The following is a 16,287-nucleotide window of genomic DNA, read 5'->3' on the forward strand; positions in this document are numbered from 1 at the left end:
CGGCGTATCCCCGCGGGCCTTCTGGTAGTCTCAGCCACTGTCGTATCGGAGACCCACCATGAGCCAGAACACCCAATGGATGCAGCGCGACCTCGCCGTGCTGTGGCACCCCTGCACGCAGATGAAGGACCACGAGCGCCTGCCGCTGATCCCGATTCGGCGCGGCGACGGGGTCTGGCTGGAAGACTTCGACGGCAAGCGCTATCTCGACGCGGTCAGCTCCTGGTGGGTCAATGTGTTCGGCCATGGCAACGCCCGGATCAACCAGCGCATCCGCGAGCAGCTCGACAGCCTGGAGCACGTGATGCTCGCCGGCTTTACCCACGCGCCGGTGGTGGAGCTGTCCGAGCGCCTGGTGCAGATCACCCCGGACGGCCTGTCCAAGGTGTTCTATGCCGACAACGGTTCCTCCGGCATCGAGGTGGCGCTGAAGATGAGCCACCACTACTGGATCAACAGCGGCCAGCCCGGCAAGAAACGCTTCATCACCCTGACCAACAGCTACCACGGCGAGACGGTGGCGGCGATGTCGGTGGGTGACGTGCCGCTGTTCACCGACACCTACAAGGCACTGCTGCTCGACACGCTCAAGGTGCCCAGCCCGGACTGCTACCTGCGCCCCGAGGGCATGGGCTGGGAAGAACACTCGCGCACCATGTTCGCCGCCATGGAGCAGACGCTGGCCGAGCACGCCCACGAGGTGGCGGCGGTCATCGTCGAGCCGCTGATCCAGGGCGCTGGCGGCATGCGCATGTACCACCCGGTGTACCTCAAGCTGCTGCGCGAGGCCTGCGACCGTTATGGCGTGCACCTGATCCACGACGAGATCGCCGTCGGCTTCGGCCGCACCGGGACAATGTTCGCCTGCGAGCAGGCCGGCATCACCCCGGACTTCCTGGTGCTGTCCAAGGCGCTGACCGGCGGCTACCTGCCGATGGCCGCCGTACTCACCACGGATGAGGTATACGGCGCCTTCTACGACGACTACGCCACCCTGCGCGCCTTCCTCCACTCGCACACCTACACCGGCAACCCGCTGGCCTGCGCCGCGGCCCTGGCGACCCTGGACATCTTCGAGCAGGACAACGTGATCGAGGCCAACAAGGCCCTCAGTGCCCGCATGGCCAGCGCCACCGAACACCTCAAAGACCACCCGCATGTGGCCGAAGTGCGCCAGACCGGCATGGCCCTGGCCATCGAGATGGTGCAGGACAAAACCAGCAAGACCGCCTACCCCTGGCAGCAGCGCCGTGGCCTGGCGGTGTACCAGCACGCCCTGAGCCGCGGCGCCCTGCTGCGCCCGCTGGGCAGCGTGGTATACTTCCTGCCGCCCTACGTGATCACTCCCGAGCAGATCGACTTCCTCGCCGAGGTGGCCAGCGAAGGCATCGACATCGCCACCCGTGATTCGCTCAGCGTCGCGGTGCAGGCCGACCTCTATCCCAACCATCGCGATCCGGGCTGACGGCATGGAGCACAGTTTCTGGCACGACCGCTGGGCGACCAACCAGATCGGCTTTCACCAACCGGCGGCCAATCCACTCCTGGTCACTCACTGCGCCGCCCTCGCCTTGCCCAGCGCGGGCCGCGTCCTGCTGCCGCTATGCGGCAAGACCCTCGATATCGCCTGGCTGCTGGCCGCCGGCTACCAGGTCGTGGGCGTCGAGCTGAGCGAACTGGCGGTGCAGCAGCTGTTCGCCGAGCTGGGCGCGACGCCGCGTATCCAGGTGCTGAACGATGCGCTGCAGCGCTACGAGACGGACAAGCTGACGGTGTTCGTCGGCGATATCTTCGCCCTGAGCCGCGAGCAGCTGGGCCCGGTGGACGCGATCTACGACCGCGCCGCCCTGGTGGCCCTGCCCGCCACGCTGCGCTCACGCTATGCCAGCCACCTGACCGCGATCAGCGCCGGCGCACGCCAGCTGCTGATCAGTTTCGACTACGAACAGAGCCAGCTGCCGGGACCGCCCTTCGCCGTCCTGGCCGAGGAGCTGAGCGAGCTGTATGGCCAGCACTATGAGCTGCAAGCGCTGGCACGCCAGTCGCTGGCGGGGGGCCTCAAGGGGCAGTGCCCGGCGGACGAAGCGGTGTGGCTGCTGCAACCGCGCGCCTGACCTGAACTGGCGAACGCGCTTAAAATAGCCGCCTTTCCCTAGGTGACCTCCTGCATGCGCCTGTCCCGCTTCTTCATCGACGCCCCACTGTCCCTCGGCCAGCACGAACTGCCCGAAGCCCAGGCCCACTACATCGGCCGCGTGCTGCGCCATGCCGCCGGCGATGCCGTGCAGCTGTTCGACGGCAGCGGCCAGGAGTACCTGGGAGAGCTAATCGAAGTGGGCAAGAAGGCGGTGCGGGTCGAGCTGCGCGAGCAGCTCGCCGGCCAAGCCGAATCGCCCCTGCGTATCCACCTGGGCCAGGGCCTGTCGCGCGGCGAGCGGATGGACTGGGCGATCCAGAAAGCCACCGAGCTGGGCGTTGGCGAGATCACCCCGATCGTCTCCGAGCGCTGTGAAGTGCGCCTGAAGGACGAGCGCGCCGACAAGCGCCTGGCCCACTGGCGCCAGGTGGCGATCAGCGCCTGCGAGCAGTGTGGGCGCTCGGTGCTGCCGGTGATCCACGCGCCAATCACCCTGGCCGAGTGGCAGGCGCGCGTGCAGGCCGAGCTGAAGCTGGTGCTGCACCCGGTCGCCGCGCCGCTGGAAAGCCATACCCGGCCGCACAGCCTGGCCTTTCTGATCGGTCCCGAAGGCGGCCTGAGCGAGACCGAAGTCGAGCAGGCCAAGGTCGCCGGCTTCCACGCCGCGCGCCTCGGCCCGCGCGTGCTGCGCACCGAGACCGCGCCCGTGGTGGCACTGGCCGTGGCCCAGCAGCTGTGGGGCGACTTCTAACGCCCGCCACTGTCGCCTGGACGTAACAAGATGTGACTTTCGGGGATGGCAAGCCCGTCCCTCTCTGGCATGCTCTGCGCGCCAGGAGCGAAGCAGCGGCCTACCACCGCGCTGCGCGCCTGCCAAGGTCCGGGCGCATCGCCCAGACCTAACTCCAATAACAATTCGCCCGGGCTCCGCGCTTTCCCACAAGGGAGCCGTTGCAGGCCCGAGGCTCTAGGAGCACTACATGAACGAACTGGTCAACACACTCAACGGGCTGGTCTGGAGCCCGGCGCTGATCTATCTGTGCCTGGGTGTCGGTCTCTACTTCTCCTTGCGTGGCCGCTTCCTGCAAGTCCGTCATTTCAAGGAAATGATCCGCCTGATGTTCAACGGGCGCACCGATGAACACGGCATCACCTCCTTCCAAGCGCTGACCATGACCCTCGCCGGCCGCGTGGGTACCGGCAACATCGCCGGCGTCGCCACCGCCATCACCTTCGGTGGCCCCGGCGCTGTGTTCTGGATGTGGATGGTGGCCTTCCTCGGCGCCAGTTCGGCCTTCGTCGAGTCCACCCTCGGCCAGGTCTACAAGGAGAAAATCGACGGCCAGTACCGTGGCGGCCCGGCCTTCTACATCGAGAAGGGTCTGGGCATGAAATGGTATGCCTGGGTCTTTGCCGTGGTGACCGTATTCGCCTGTGGCGTGCTGCTGCCGGGCGTGCAGGCCAACTCCATCGCCTCCAGCGTGCAGACCGCACTGGGCGTACACCCGAACACCACGGCTGCCGTGCTGGCCATCATCCTCGGCCTGATCATCTTCGGCGGGGTCAAGCGCATCGCCCGCTTCGCCGAGTTCGTGGTGCCCTTCATGGCGCTGGGCTACATCCTGGTCGCCTGCGTCATCGTCATGCTGAACATCGACAAGCTGCCGGAAGTGATCACGCTGATCTTCAAGAGCGCCTTCGGCCTCGATGCCGGCTTCGGCGCCATCCTCGGCCTGGCCATCATGTGGGGCGTGAAGCGCGGCGTGTATTCCAACGAAGCCGGTCAGGGTACCGGCCCGCATGCCTCCTCCGCCGCCGCCGTCAGCCATCCGGCCAAGCAGGGCCTGGTGCAGGGCTTCTCGGTATACGTTGATACCCTGTTCGTCTGCTCCGCCACCGCCTTCATGCTGCTGATCACCGGCCAGTACAACGTGCAGGCGCCGGATGGCAGCGCGCTGTTCACCGGCATCGCCGGCGTCGCCGCAGGCCCGGGCTATGTGCAGACCGCGATGGAAAACATCATGCCCGGCTTCGGCAACATCTTCGTCGCCGTGGCGCTGTTCTTCTTCGCCTTCACCACCATCGTGGCCTACTACTACATCGCCGAAACCAACATCGCCTACATCAACCGCAAGGTGAATCGTCCCTGGATGACGCTGGTGCTGAAGGCCGCCATCATCGGCGCCACCGTCTACGGCACCGTGAAGACTGCCGATCTGGCCTGGGGCCTGGGCGACCTCGGCGTGGGCCTGATGGCCTGGCTGAACATCATCGCCATCGTGCTGATGCACAAGACCGCGTTCGTATGCCTGAAGGACTACGAAGCGCAGCAGAAGGAAGGCAAGGAGCCGGTGTTCCACCCGGAGAAGCTCGGCATCAAGAACGCCGACTACTGGGGCGGCCACCGTGCCGAAGACAACCTGGCCGAGGAGAAGGCCGTCGAGCTGCAAAGCCCGGTGGAATCCCAGCGCTGAGTTGACCTCGTAATACCCGAGCCCCGGTGCCGCAAGGTCCGGGGCTTTTTCTTGGCGGCCTCAGAGGCCGCGCAGGGTCAGCGCGGCCAGCATCAGCAGCAGCGCACCACAGCCCGCATAGCTGATGCGCTGCCACAGCAGCGAGGTGTGGCGGCGCAGCCAGTCCACCAGCGCCGCGCAGATGAAGCACCAGAGCAGCGAGGCGAGCATGAAGCCGGCGAAGAACACCACCATCTGCGCCTGGCTCGGCGTGCCCTCGACGATGCCCGCCAGCGCGCTGCCGAGGGCGCCCCAAAACACGATGTTCTTCGGGTTCGACAACGACAGCAGCGCGCCCGCGCCGAAGGCATTACGCCCCTGTGCGGCACCCTCTTCTTGCGTCGGCGGCTGCCAGGCATCGCGCAGCCCCTGGATACCAAGCCAGACCAGATAGGCCGCACAAGCGATGGTCAACGGCACGCGCACGCTATCCTGGGCCAGGAGCAGCACCAGACCGGTCAGGCCGATCAGCGCCCAGACCGCATCACCGATCAGCGAGCCGAGCTGCACCAGCAGCGCCGGACGGAAGCCACCGGTCAGGCCACGGCGCAGCGTCTCGCTGAATACCGCGCCAGGCGACGCACAAAAGGCCAGGCCGAACAGCATGGCAGCGAGGAAGATGGCCAACATCGGGAGCACTCCGCATTCGTCGATCAGGCGGATTATCCGGACTGCGGCCGGCCTCGACTTGAACCGGATTGCGCTGCTAGGCGCGCACGCAGGCCTGATAGCGCCCGGGGCTGATGCCGTAGGCAGCGCGGAAATGACGGTTGAGATGGCTCTGGTCGGCGAAGCCCAGACGATGGGCCACCTCGCCGGCCGGCAACCCCAGGCGCAACAGGCCCTGGGCACGCCGGGTGCGCAGCTGCATGGCCCACTGCCGAGGGCTGAGCCCGGTACGGCGCTTGAAGGCGCGCAGCAGGTGGAACTTGGACAGGTCCACCGCCGCTGCCATCTGCTCCAGGCTTGGCGTCTGCTCCAGGCTGGCGGCCAGCAGCTCCTGCAGACGTCCGACCGCCTCCCTGCCGATATCCCGAGCCTCGGCCAGACGCACGCCGGCGCCGCTGGCGATCCGCCCGAGCAGCAGAGTCACGCCCTCCTCGCCGTGCTCGCGCAGCAGCGGATCGTCGCTCAGGCAGGCCTCGATCGCTCGGGCCAGTTCACCGGCCAGGGCCGGTGCCTGCTGCAGCGGGCGCTCGAAGTGCAGCTCGCCGCGGCCGAGGCTCTCGGCCAGCTGTGCCGCGGGCAGGTACAGGCTGACATAGCGCCAGGGCTGCCCTTCGCGGGCACCGCCGCCCTGAATCTCGCCGGGGTTGTAGGTAGTGATGGCGCCGACGCCGGCATCGAAGGTACGTCCGTCCAGCCAGATGCGCTCTTCGCCCACCAGGTTGGCGCCGATGACGAATTCGTCGTGACTGTGTTTGTCGAACTGCTGGCCCGCCACGCTACTGCTGGCGACCTCCAGGTCGCCGAGGCGGGCCAGACGGACCGCGCTCATGTCAGATCAGGCCGGCGTCCGCCAGCTTCTGCTCCAGGCCGATCAGGTCCGGAATCTTCACCACCGCCTCGCCGAGCTGCACGGCGTCCAGCTCCAGCGGCGCCAGCTCGGCGCTGGCGCGCTGCAAGTGGCCATCGACCTTCATCGAGCGCGGGATGCCCTGCACCAGCAGGGCGATGAACTTGACCTGGTCACGACCGCCCATGGCATTGAGCACGGCTACCCGCACCCCCGGGCCGATCTGCGGCTGGCCACCGGAGGCCGCCTCGAAGGACAGCAGCGGCAGCTGCAGGTCGCGCCAGGCCACCTGGCCGAGGAACCAGGACGGCAGCCCCGGAGTGACATGCGGCGGGCGGTAGGGAATCAGCTCGGCCACTGCCACGTTGGGCAACAGCAGGGTACGGTCGGCCAGCGGCACCAGCAGGGCGGTAAGGCTGCTGACGCTGTTCTGCGGGGCTATGGCTTGGCTCATGGCGGCTCCTTGAAAGACAGCAGAGGCCGTTACTGGCACTGCTCGGCCAGATGATTGACCAGGGCGGCGGCCAGCTCGCGCGGGTCGCCGCTGAGAGCGCTGTAGCCGCCCTCGCGCAGGCTGTCGGGCATGCTCGGGCAGGCACAGCTGTCGGCCTTCTGGGTCCAGATTACGCCACCCTGGCGACGCACGTAGGCGGCGGCGGCACTGCCGTCGCTGCCCATGCCGCTAAACGCGATCACACCGCAGTGGGCCCCGTATTGTTGGGCCAGGTTGAGCATCATCTGGTCTATGGACGGGCTGTAGGGCTCCGGCCAGCCGCGGTCGGCCACCTGCATGCTGCCATCTTCGGCAAAGCCCAGTTCATGGGCGATTGGCGCCACCACCACTTCACCGCAACGCACGGCATCGCCGTGACGCGCCGGGTTGACGTGCCACTGGCTGTGGCGGCCGACGGCCTGCGGCAGCGCCGTCTCGAAGGCGGCGTCGATGTGCTGGGCGTAGATGAAGCCGATCGGCAGACCGCCGGGCAGCGCGTCGAGGAACTCCTTGACCGCCGCCGGGCCACCGAGCGAGGCGGCCAGCAGCCACACCTGCCTGGCGGGCTCGCCGGCCACCAGCGGTGTGCCGGCCAACGCAGCCGGCAGCTCCAGACGGTTGGGGCGCTGCGCCTCGGCCAGCAGGGCTTCCAGGCTGGGGCCGACGGCCTGCGCCGGATCACCGACCAGCCGCTTGAGCTTGCCGAACAGGCGGCGCTCCCAGCGCGGGTAGTTCTCCGAGTGCCGTTCCGGGGCATGGCCCTCGCCGAACAGCACCGGGGCACTGGCCTTTTCCAGGAGGTTGTCGACCAGCGGTGAGTCTTCCGACTGGGCCAGGTCCACCAGCCACAGATCGGTTTCGCAGTCGGCCAGCGCCGCCTCGTCGAGGCGCGCCGGATCACTGTTGAGTACTACCTGGTAGCCGCTGCCGGACAGCGCCTGCTGCAGCACGTGGCGCTGCAGCGAGGTGTCGGCGATGACCGCAATACGAGCAGCAGTTCTGTCAGCCATTGGCCTTGTCCTTGACCAGTTTCAGGATATTTTCCAGCAGGTCCGACTCCTGGTACGGCTTGCCCAGGTATTCGTTGACGCCGATGGCCATGGCCCGCTCGCGGTGCTTCTCGCCGGTACGCGAGGTGATCATGATGATCGGCAGGTCCTTCAGGCGCTCGTCGTGGCGCACCAGGGTGGCCACTTCGAAGCCGTCCATGCGCGGCATCTCGATGTCCAGCAGCATGATGTCCGGCTTGTGCTCCTGCAGCTGGGCGATGGCGTCGACCCCGTCCTTGGCGGTCAGCACGTTCATGCCGTTGCGCTCCAGCAGGCGGCTGGTCACCTTGCGCACGGTGACCGAGTCGTCCACCACCATGACCAGGGTTGGCCGCGTGCTGTCGACCTCGTTCGCCACCGCGGTCTGGCTGGCCAGACGCGGGGCCTGGACCTGGTTGAGCTGAAGGGCATGGCGCACGCGAATGGTCGCCAGCAGGTCGAGAATCACCACCACGCGACCGTCACCGAGGATGGTCGCACCGGAGATGCCGTGCACGCTGGCGAACTGCGGGCCGAGGCTCTTCACCACGATCTCGCGGGAGCCCGCCAGGGCATCTACCTGCACCGCCACGGCGTGCTCGCTGGAGCGCACCAGGATCACCGGCAACGGCAGGCTCTGGCCGACCAGCTTGGGTTGCTGGCCGTTGTTCAGCAGGTCGCCGAGGTATTTCAGTTCGTAGGCCTGGCCGGCGTATTCGAAGCGCGGCGCATCCGGACCGTAGTAGGCCTCCAGTTCGTACGGCGAGACCCGCACGATACCTTCGATGGTGTTCAGCGGGATGGCGTAGAAGTCCTCGCCGGACATCACCATCAGCGCGCGGTTGACCGACACGGTGAACGGCAGGCGAATGAGGAAGCGTGTGCCTTCGCCGACGGTGGACTCGATGCTCATCGAGCCGCCGAGCTGCTTGACCTCGGAGTGCACCACGTCCATGCCGACACCGCGACCGGAGATCTGCGTGACCTTCTCGGCGGTGGAGAAGCCGGCTTCGAGGATGAACTGCAGCACTTCATGGTCCGACAGATCGCTGTTCTCGTCCATCAGGCCACGCTCGATGGCCTTGCGCCGTACCGCGTCGCGGCGAATGCCGCCACCGTCGTCGGCCAGCACCAGCAGGATGTCGCCACCCTCGCGACCGAGACTCAGGCGGATATTGCCGACCTCGGACTTGCCGGCGGCACGACGCTTGTCGGCCGGCTCGATGCCGTGGTCGACGGCGTTGCGCAGCATGTGTTCCAGCGGCGCGACGATACGTTCCAGTACGGTACGGTCCATCTCGCCGTCGGCGTTGCCGACGTGGAACTCGACCTGCTTGCCCAGCTCGCCGGCCACCTGGCGGACGATCCGGCGCAGACGCGGCACCAGGCGATCGAAGGGCACCATGCGCGTGCGCATCAGGCCTTCCTGCAGCTCGGTGTTGACCCGCGCCTGCTGCAGCAGCAGGGTTTCGGCGTCACGGTTCTTCGCCGCCAGGGTTTCCTTGAGGTCGAGCAAGTCGGAGGCGGACTCGAACAGCGCACGGGACAGCTGCTGCAGCTGCGAGTGGCGGTCCATCTCCAGCGGGTCGAAGTCTTCGTAACCGGCGCGCTCGGCCTCGGCCTGATAGCGGCTGAGGATCTGCGCCTGGGTCTCGGTATCGAGGCGGCGCAGCTGATCGCGCACCCGCTCGATGGTCGCCTCCATCTCGCCAAGGGTGAAGCCGACGTCGCTCACCTGCTGCTCGACCCGACCACGGAAGATCGAGGTCTCACCGGCCAGGTTGACCAGGCCTTCGAGCAGCTCGGCAGGCACCTTGACCAGTTCCTGCGGCGCACGCTGGGCGGCGGCACGGGCAGCGGCCTCGGCGGCGCGCTGGACGAACGGCAGCACCTGGTTCTGTTGCTGTTGCTGCGGCTGGCTGCTGGCAGCCACCAGCGGCACGGCCAGCGCTACCGGCGCCGGCTGCGGCTCGGCGGCCTGCGGCTGCTCCGCGGGAGCGGCCTGATCCTCGGCCACATGATGATCATCGAGGCGCCTGCGCAGCTGGTCGAGTTCCTTCTGCAGGCCCTCGAAAGCCGACTGCACATCGAGGAACAGGCTCTCCGGCCAGGGTGCGCCCTGCTGCTGGGCCTCGGTCAGGTGTTGCTCGAGGTCATGGCTGAGATCGCCCAGGCGCTTCTGCCCGGCCAGGCGGGCACCACCCTTGAGGGTGTGCAGAATGCGCAGCAGTTCGTCGATGGCGGAGCCGTCCTCGCGGTTGGCCTCCCAGCGACCGACGGCAGCTTCCATGGCTTCCAGCAGGTCGTCACCTTCCTCGAGGAAGATGTCGAGGATCTCGTCGTTCTCGCCGTCTGCCTCGGCCTCCTCCTGCACCGGCTGCAGATGCACGCTGGTGGGCATGCTGAGCTGGGCATCGGGGTTGGCGCGGAAACGCTTGATGGTTTCGATCAGCGCCAGCCCGTCGGGGATCGCGCGATTGCCGCGTACCGCGTCGAGCATCTCGGAGAGACGGTCGTGGCAGGCCTGCAGCACACCGAACAGGTCGCCGTTGGCCTTCAGGCGACCGTCGCCGACGCCCTCGTAGAGGAACTCCAGCTCGTGGGCCAGATCGCCGATCTCGCGAATCTCGGCCATGCGCGCGCCACCCTTGAGGGTGTGCAGGTCGCGCTGCAGCGATTCCACTTCGAGGGTGTTGTCGACATCGGTCATCCAGCGCTGCAGGGCGGCAGAGGCGCTGTCAATGATGTCGAAGCCTTCCTCAAGGAAGATTTCCACCAGTTCCGGGTCGCGATCGACCACCGGGGCCGGCGCGGCAGCAACCGGCGCAGTCACAGGTGCGGGCTCGGGCTCGGGCTCGGGCTCGGGCTCGGGCTCGGGCTCGGGCTCGGCAGCGTCGAGCGTCGGCAGCTCCTCGGCAAGCGGCTGCAGATCCTCGGCGCCAAGGGCCGGCAGCGACTCGTCCAGGTGCCACTCGTCCGAGCTCAGCGCCGGCAGTTCGCTCGGCAGCTCTTCCTCGACCTGCGCGGCGGTTTCGATATGCAGTTCGGGCAGTTCATCGGGCTGCGGCGCGACAAAGTCGACGCCCGGCAGCTCGCCGAGGTCGATTTCCATCGACGCTTCTTCCGACGGCTCGGCCGGACTGGTCGGCTGCTCATCGAGCAGCTCGGCGCCCAGGGCCGGCAACGAATCGTCCAGGTGCCACTGATCCGCGCTCAGCGCCGGCATCTCGGCCGGCAGCGCCTGTTCCGGCTGCGCCAGCGTCTCGATATGCAGTTCCGCCAGCTCATCCGGCTGCGGGGCGACGAACTCCACCTCGGCCAGTTCACCGAGGTCGATTTCCATCGACTCAGGCCCTGTCGGCTGTGCGGCCGCTTCGGCGGCGGGAGCCGGCTGCGGGCTTTCCTGCGGGGCCGAGACACTCGGCGCGGCTAGCGTGCCGCCCTGGCGAAAGGAGCGGATCGCGTCGATCAACTCCGTCGAATCGAGCAGCGGCTGGTTGCGTTGCAGTTGCTCCAGCACCACGGCCAGACGGTCATGGCTCTGCTGCAGCAGGCCGGCCAACGCCGGCGAGTAGCTGAAGCGGCGATCCACCAGGCCTTCGTAAAGGGATTCCAGTTCGTGCGCGAGGTCACCAATGGCACGGATCTCGGCCATGCGCGCGCCACCCTTGAGGGTGTGCAGGTCGCGTTGCAGGGACGACAACGCCAGGGTGCTGTCCGGATCGGACAGCCAGCGGTCGAGAGCCTGGCCGGCGCTGTCGAGGATGTCGACGGCTTCCTCCAGGAAGATCTCCACCATCTCGGCGTCGAGGTTCTCCGGCATGCTGGACAGCGTCACGACCGGCTCCGGCGTGGTCGCTGCAACAGGTTCCGGCTCAGGCTCCGGCTCGACGGCCGCTACCGGCTCAGGCTCGGCTGGCAGCTCCTCCAGCTCCACGACTTCCAGACCGCTAACGCTATCGGTGTCGAGCAGCGCCAGGGTGGCGGGGTCGAGCGCCTGGTCCAGCAGGTTGCGCAAGGCCGCCACGCGCTCGGGCTGCGGGCTGACCTGCAGGGCGGCGGCAACCTGATCCATCTGGCCGATCAGCGCTTCGTGGGCGGCCTCGGCCTCGCTGAAGAAGTGCTCACTGACGGCCAGGCGACCATCCAGCACCGCCTGGTAGAGGGCCAGCAGGACCTGACACAGTTCGCTGATCTGCGGCAACTCAGCCATCTCGGCGCCACGGCCGAGCATGGTCAGCTCCTCCAGCAGCGCGGACAGTTCCTGCTGCTCGCTGGGGTGCTCACGCCATTTGCGCAGCAGGTCTTCGGCGTCCAGCAGGATGTCCATGCCTTCGGCGAGGAAGATCGAGATCAGCTGCGGATCGCGATGGTCCTGCTCTTCCAGACGCGCACTCTCGGCGCTGTCCAGACGGCTGTGATGCAGTTTCTGCACCCGCTCGAGGAACTCCGCGGCACCAGCAATGGGCGCCAGCGGCTGGCTTTCCAGCTGCTCGAGGCCGGCGCGGAACAGCTGTTCGGCATCGCGCAGCAGCTCGGCCTCGGCCAGGTCCATGGCGATCAGGTTGGTCTTGAACTCCTTGACCAGCTTCTCCAGCGGCGTGGCGATCTCGGCGATCGGCAGGATGCCGGCCATGTGCGCACTGCCCTTGAGGGTATGCAGGGCACGCTGCAGGTCATCGGTCACCGGCTGCGGCAGTTCCTGGGCGCAGTCGGCAAGGAAGCCGACCAGGGTATCCAGATGGGTTTCGGCCTCGTTGCGGAAGATTTCCAGCAGCAAGGGGTCAAGACCATCGTCCTCGACGAGCGCAGCCGCCGCGACCGGCGCTACCGCCTCGAGTTCGATCTCCAGGGCCGCTTCGTCGTCCTCTTGCGGGGCCGGCTCAGCCGCCGGCTCGCTCTGTAACTCGGCCTGCGGCGGCACGCTAGCAAGATTCGGCACCTGACCACGGGCCAGGGCATGCGCGGCGGCGGCCAGGCGATCGACGTCATCGCGCTGGCGCTGGGCCTTGGCTGCGAACTCATCGACCAGCGCCGGCATCAGCTCGACCACATCGGCGATCACCTGCTGCACCAACTGGTCGGGCTGGATGCTGCGATCCAGCACGCGGTTGAGCATGTTTTCGATCGACCAGGCCAGCTCGCCGATGATCAGCGCGCGGACCATGCGGCCACTGCCCTTGAGGGTGTGGAAGGCGCGCCGCACTTCGGTCAGCGCTTCCTTGTTGTCGGTGTCGGCACGCCACTGCGGCAGGTATTCGTTGATGGTCTCGAGGACCTCACCGGCCTCCTCGATGAATACTTCGAGCAGGTCTTCGTCCACCGGCTCTTCGTCGGCGGGCGGCGGCAGCAGGGTCGGCGGGACGTCCTGGGCCGGCGGGTTGATGGCCTGCACGGGCGCAGCCATCACCTCAGCCATGGTCAGCGGCCGCTCGACCGCCACCGGAGCCGGCTCCGGCTCGACCGGGGCACTCGGCAGCTCGACTTCCGGCAGTTCGAGATCGGCAATCTCCAGCTCGTCCCAGTTGCTCGGCGTGCTGTCGAGGTTCAATTCCTCGGCCGGTTCTTCACCCAGGCTTGGCAGCTCCTCGCCGAGCAGAAACTCGGTCGATTCGCTGGCCAGGCTCGGTTCGGCGCTGAGCGGCTGCAAATCATCCAGGCTGGCCAGCTCGAGTGGTGCATCGAGGCTCAGGTCCAGGCCGGAAGCGCCGTCTTCAACGGTCTCGCCCAAGCTCCAGTTGTCGTCGGAGACCAGCAGTTCGCCGGCATCGACCGGCAGCTCGGCAAATTCGCTGCTCAGCTCGTCGCTCGCCAGCGCCGGCAGCTCTTCCAGCGCCAGCGGCTGCTCTTCGGCCAGCGGCTCGAAGGCGATTTCCTCGGCAGCCAGCACCTCGATGTCCTGCAGCGGGTCGACCAACGGTGCCGGTGCTTCCTCGCGCGGCTCGATGCGATCGAGGATCGAGGGCTTCTCCTTGAGCGGGTAGCCCAGGCTTTCCAGGCTTTCCTCGGCGACGTCGAGGATCAGGTCGCCCTGAGTCGCGTGGTCTTCGGCCAGACGCTCCAGGTAGTACTCGACGCTGGTGATGGCGTCGGCCAGGGTGTCGAGGTTCTGCCAGTTGGGCACGGCCTTGCGCACCAGCAACTGCTCTTCGATATAGCGGGTGCAAGCCTTCAGCAGGTCGGCGGCGCGGGCCAGCGGAATCATCGCCAGACCACCGCGGACCTGGGTCAGCAGCTCCGGCACACGGGCCAGGTGTTCATGGTTCCACTGCGAGGCGATGAACTCGATGATCGCGTCCTTGGCCTGCTCCAAGCCGGTACGCGCCTCCTTGATCACCAGCTGGTGAATCTGCGCCACGTCGGTGGTGGGCAGGTGGCTCTGTTCGTTCTGCGCATCATCGCCGGGGCCGACCATGCCGGCCAGGGTGGCCTCGACATACAGCAGCGCGCCGGCCACATCCATCAGCACCGCGTCGTTCGGCTCACGCTGGCCGAGGGACAGAGCATGTACCACGTCGATCTGGTCGAGGATCACCTTGCGCGGCTGGCCAAAGCCGAGCACCGCCAGGGTATCGGCGATCTGCTTGAGCGGCGCCAGCAGGGCATCCAGCTCGGCCACCTGCTTGCGGTCGCTGCGCACGAACAGGTCGAGGCTGTCCTTGACCCGCACCAGCTCCTCGCACAGGGCGCCCACCACCGAGCGCATGGCGTCGCGGTCGGGACCGGCCAGGCGCGCGCGCTCTTCGTCGACCACGCCGCTGTCGGGCAGGGCGTCGTCGAGACGGTACTGTTCCTTGAGGGCGCGGATACGCGGCGACTGCGCCGGCGCCTTGGCCACATAGAACAGCAGGTTCTTGGTCAGTTCGTCCGGAGCGGGCTGGTTGATGCCGTCGGCGCCCTGGTCGACCAGGCGCTTGAGCTCCTTGTCCACCTGGCGCAGCAGGGTACGCACCGAGGCGCTGTTGACCACGCTGCCATTGGCCAGGCCCTCGACCATGCCGGAGGCGATCTGCCACAACGGGCCGAGCGGCGCCTCCTTGCACAGGGTCTCGAGACGGGCGAAGACGCGTGCCATATAGCCCAGGTTGGTGGCCAGGTCCTGGCTGCGGATCACGCCGACCAGGGCCATCTGAAGCATCTGCCGCAGCTTGCGCAACAGCACCGGCAGTTCGGCGGTGCGCAGTTTGTCCAGGGAATCTAACGACAGTGCCGGCAGGCGGCCGGACAGGTCCGGGGAGAACAGGCTGGTTTCCGACAGCAGGTTCTCGCCGCGCGCGGCGCGCAGATCGTTGAGCAGTGGCAGTACGACCATCGGCAGGTCGCGACGCGCACTCTGGATGCGGTCAAGGTAGGCCGGCAGCTGCAGGATGGCCTGCATCAGCACTTCCAGGGCCTCGTTCTGATTGCCGACGCGGCCATCCAGAAGAGCCTGGGTCAGCTGCTCCATTTCTTCGGCGAGCAGGGCCGCGCCGTAGAACTCGACCATCTGCAGAGTGCCGTGGACCTGGTGCACGTAGGTCTGGCAGAAACGCATGCGCGTGGCATCCTGGGGGTTCTCGACGAACGCCTCCAGGGCCTGGCGGGCCTGCTTCAGGGTCTCCGCGATTTCGCCTTTGACCCACTCCAGGGCGACATAGTCGTGCCGATCACCCATACCTGCTCCAGTCATTCTTGTCTTAGCCCTTGCGGGTGAACGCCAGAACCCGCTCGTCGGCCACCGGCACCAGGTCCGGATGCTGCCAACCGACCACTTCCCCAACCCCGACCACCAGCATTCCCCCCGGCGCCAGGCGCTCGGCCAGGCGGTTGAGGATTTCGCGGCGACGCCAGCGGCGGAAATAGATCAGCAGGTTCTGGCAAAAGATTACGTCCATGCCGGACTGTGGCGCCTTGGCCAGTTCCAGCACATTCAACCGGGCGACGCAGACACGCGCCACCAGGTCAGGCACCACTTGATAACGACCATCGGCCTGGGCGAGGAAGTAGCGCTCGCACAGGTCGCTGTCCATCTGTTCCAGCTTGCGCGCGCTGTAGACCGCCTCGCGCGCCTTGTTCAACACATTCAGACTGATGTCGGTTCCGGTGACGCCGAACTGCCGCTCGCTACCCAGCTCGCGCAGCACCTCGGCAGCGCAGATCGCCATCGAGTAGGGCTCCTCGCCGCTGGAGCAGCCAACGCTCCACAGGGCCAGAGGGTGTTGCTGTTCATCGGTGGCCAGGCGGCCGCGCAGGTAACTCTCCAGCACCTCGAAGGACGGGCGGTGGCGGAAGAAACGGGTCTCCTGCACGGTCAGACGGTCCAGCAGGGTCGACCACTCCACCGCGCCACGCGGGCCGTCGGTGACCTGGCGGAAGTAGCTGGCGTAGTCGCCGACGCCCAGTTCACGCATACGCGCGGTCAGGTTGGTCTGCAGAAAGGCCCGGCGCTGCTCGTTGATCACCACGCCGGTACGCTCTTCCAGCAGGGCCTGCCAGTCGCGAAACTCCGCCTGCGACATGTCGGCCAGAGGCTTCAAGGCCCAGACGCCGCTTGGCTGCATGCCGTGCCCCTCGCTCATGGCCGAATGCCCCGGGCAGCGACCCTCTCAGGCCGCTGCACC

10 protein-coding genes are annotated in these 16,287 nt (G+C 67.3%); 4 read left to right on the forward strand and 6 right to left on the reverse strand.

The genetic code is table 11. The annotated features are described in order from the left end of the window. The first annotated feature begins 58 nt into the window (after positions 1 to 58). The 4 genes from PA6_RS00950 to PA6_RS00965 all read left to right on the forward strand — a co-directional run bounded on the left by PA6_RS00950 (position 59) and on the right by PA6_RS00965 (position 4,611). A complete protein-coding gene (locus PA6_RS00950; protein ID WP_021698981.1) occupies positions 59 to 1,465 on the forward strand; it encodes an adenosylmethionine--8-amino-7-oxononanoate transaminase in 1,407 nt (468 codons plus the stop codon). A 4-nt stretch (positions 1,466 to 1,469) separates the two neighbouring features. Continuing rightward, entirely contained in the window at positions 1,470 to 2,114 is a 645-nt protein-coding gene (gene tmpT / locus PA6_RS00955; RefSeq protein ID WP_021698982.1) for a thiopurine S-methyltransferase, read from the forward strand. A 54-nt stretch (positions 2,115 to 2,168) separates the two neighbouring features. Next, complete coding sequence (locus tag PA6_RS00960) at positions 2,169 to 2,888, forward strand: 16S rRNA (uracil(1498)-N(3))-methyltransferase (protein WP_021698983.1); 720 nt, start codon at positions 2,169 to 2,171, stop codon at positions 2,886 to 2,888. 229 nt (positions 2,889 to 3,117) lie between these two features. Next, positions 3,118 to 4,611 carry an alanine/glycine:cation symporter family protein gene (locus PA6_RS00965; protein ID WP_021698984.1) on the forward strand — a complete coding sequence of 498 codons (1,494 nt, stop codon included), beginning with the start codon at positions 3,118 to 3,120 and terminating at the stop codon, positions 4,609 to 4,611. Positions 4,612 to 4,671: 60 nt separating this feature from the next. Here PA6_RS00965 and PA6_RS00970 read toward each other — a convergent pair whose 3' ends face one another. The 6 genes from PA6_RS00970 to PA6_RS00995 all read right to left on the reverse strand — a co-directional run bounded on the left by PA6_RS00970 (position 4,672) and on the right by PA6_RS00995 (position 16,227). After that, positions 4,672 to 5,280 (reverse strand): LysE family translocator, encoded by a 609-nt coding sequence (locus PA6_RS00970; RefSeq protein WP_021698985.1) that lies wholly within the window; start codon positions 5,278 to 5,280, stop codon positions 4,672 to 4,674. Between the two features lie 76 nt (positions 5,281 to 5,356). Then, positions 5,357 to 6,148, reverse strand: coding sequence for a helix-turn-helix transcriptional regulator (locus PA6_RS00975; RefSeq protein WP_021698986.1), 792 nt, complete (start codon positions 6,146 to 6,148; stop codon positions 5,357 to 5,359). Between the two features lies 1 nt (position 6,149). Next, entirely contained in the window at positions 6,150 to 6,620 is a 471-nt protein-coding gene (locus PA6_RS00980; protein WP_021698987.1) for a chemotaxis protein CheW, read from the reverse strand. A gap of 29 nt (positions 6,621 to 6,649) precedes the next feature. Then, positions 6,650 to 7,669, reverse strand: a complete 1,020-nt coding sequence (locus tag PA6_RS00985; protein ID WP_021698988.1) for a chemotaxis protein CheB — start codon at positions 7,667 to 7,669, stop codon at positions 6,650 to 6,652. Then, a complete protein-coding gene (locus PA6_RS00990; RefSeq protein ID WP_021698989.1) occupies positions 7,662 to 15,341 on the reverse strand; it encodes an Hpt domain-containing protein in 7,680 nt (2,559 codons plus the stop codon). The genes PA6_RS00985 and PA6_RS00990 overlap by 8 nt, the downstream gene beginning before the upstream one ends. A 22-nt stretch (positions 15,342 to 15,363) precedes the next feature. Then, entirely contained in the window at positions 15,364 to 16,227 is an 864-nt protein-coding gene (locus tag PA6_RS00995; RefSeq protein ID WP_043216132.1) for a CheR family methyltransferase, read from the reverse strand. Positions 16,228 to 16,287: the final 60 nt, after the last annotated feature.

The sequence above is a fragment of the Aquipseudomonas alcaligenes NBRC 14159 genome (genome assembly GCF_000467105.1).
GTDB lineage: Bacteria > Pseudomonadota > Gammaproteobacteria > Pseudomonadales > Pseudomonadaceae > Aquipseudomonas > Aquipseudomonas alcaligenes.

What these genes read in the sequence shown, in the direction of transcription:
- tmpT (WP_021698982.1), top strand. Translation starts at nt 1,470, where the DNA reads ATGGAGCACAGTTTCTGGCACGACCGCTGGGCGACCAACCAGATCGGC.
- PA6_RS00990 (WP_021698989.1), bottom strand. Translation starts at nt 15,341, where the DNA reads ATGGGTGATCGGCACGACTATGTCGCCCTGGAGTGGGTCAAAGGCGAA.
- PA6_RS00965 (WP_021698984.1), top strand. Translation starts at nt 3,118, where the DNA reads ATGAACGAACTGGTCAACACACTCAACGGGCTGGTCTGGAGCCCGGCG.
- PA6_RS00980 (WP_021698987.1), bottom strand. Translation starts at nt 6,620, where the DNA reads ATGAGCCAAGCCATAGCCCCGCAGAACAGCGTCAGCAGCCTTACCGCC.
- PA6_RS00985 (WP_021698988.1), bottom strand. Translation starts at nt 7,669, where the DNA reads ATGGCTGACAGAACTGCTGCTCGTATTGCGGTCATCGCCGACACCTCG.
- PA6_RS00960 (WP_021698983.1), top strand. Translation starts at nt 2,169, where the DNA reads ATGCGCCTGTCCCGCTTCTTCATCGACGCCCCACTGTCCCTCGGCCAG.
- PA6_RS00970 (WP_021698985.1), bottom strand. Translation starts at nt 5,280, where the DNA reads ATGTTGGCCATCTTCCTCGCTGCCATGCTGTTCGGCCTGGCCTTTTGT.
- PA6_RS00975 (WP_021698986.1), bottom strand. Translation starts at nt 6,148, where the DNA reads ATGAGCGCGGTCCGTCTGGCCCGCCTCGGCGACCTGGAGGTCGCCAGC.
- PA6_RS00950 (WP_021698981.1), top strand. Translation starts at nt 59, where the DNA reads ATGAGCCAGAACACCCAATGGATGCAGCGCGACCTCGCCGTGCTGTGG.
- PA6_RS00995 (WP_043216132.1), bottom strand. Translation starts at nt 16,227, where the DNA reads ATGCAGCCAAGCGGCGTCTGGGCCTTGAAGCCTCTGGCCGACATGTCG.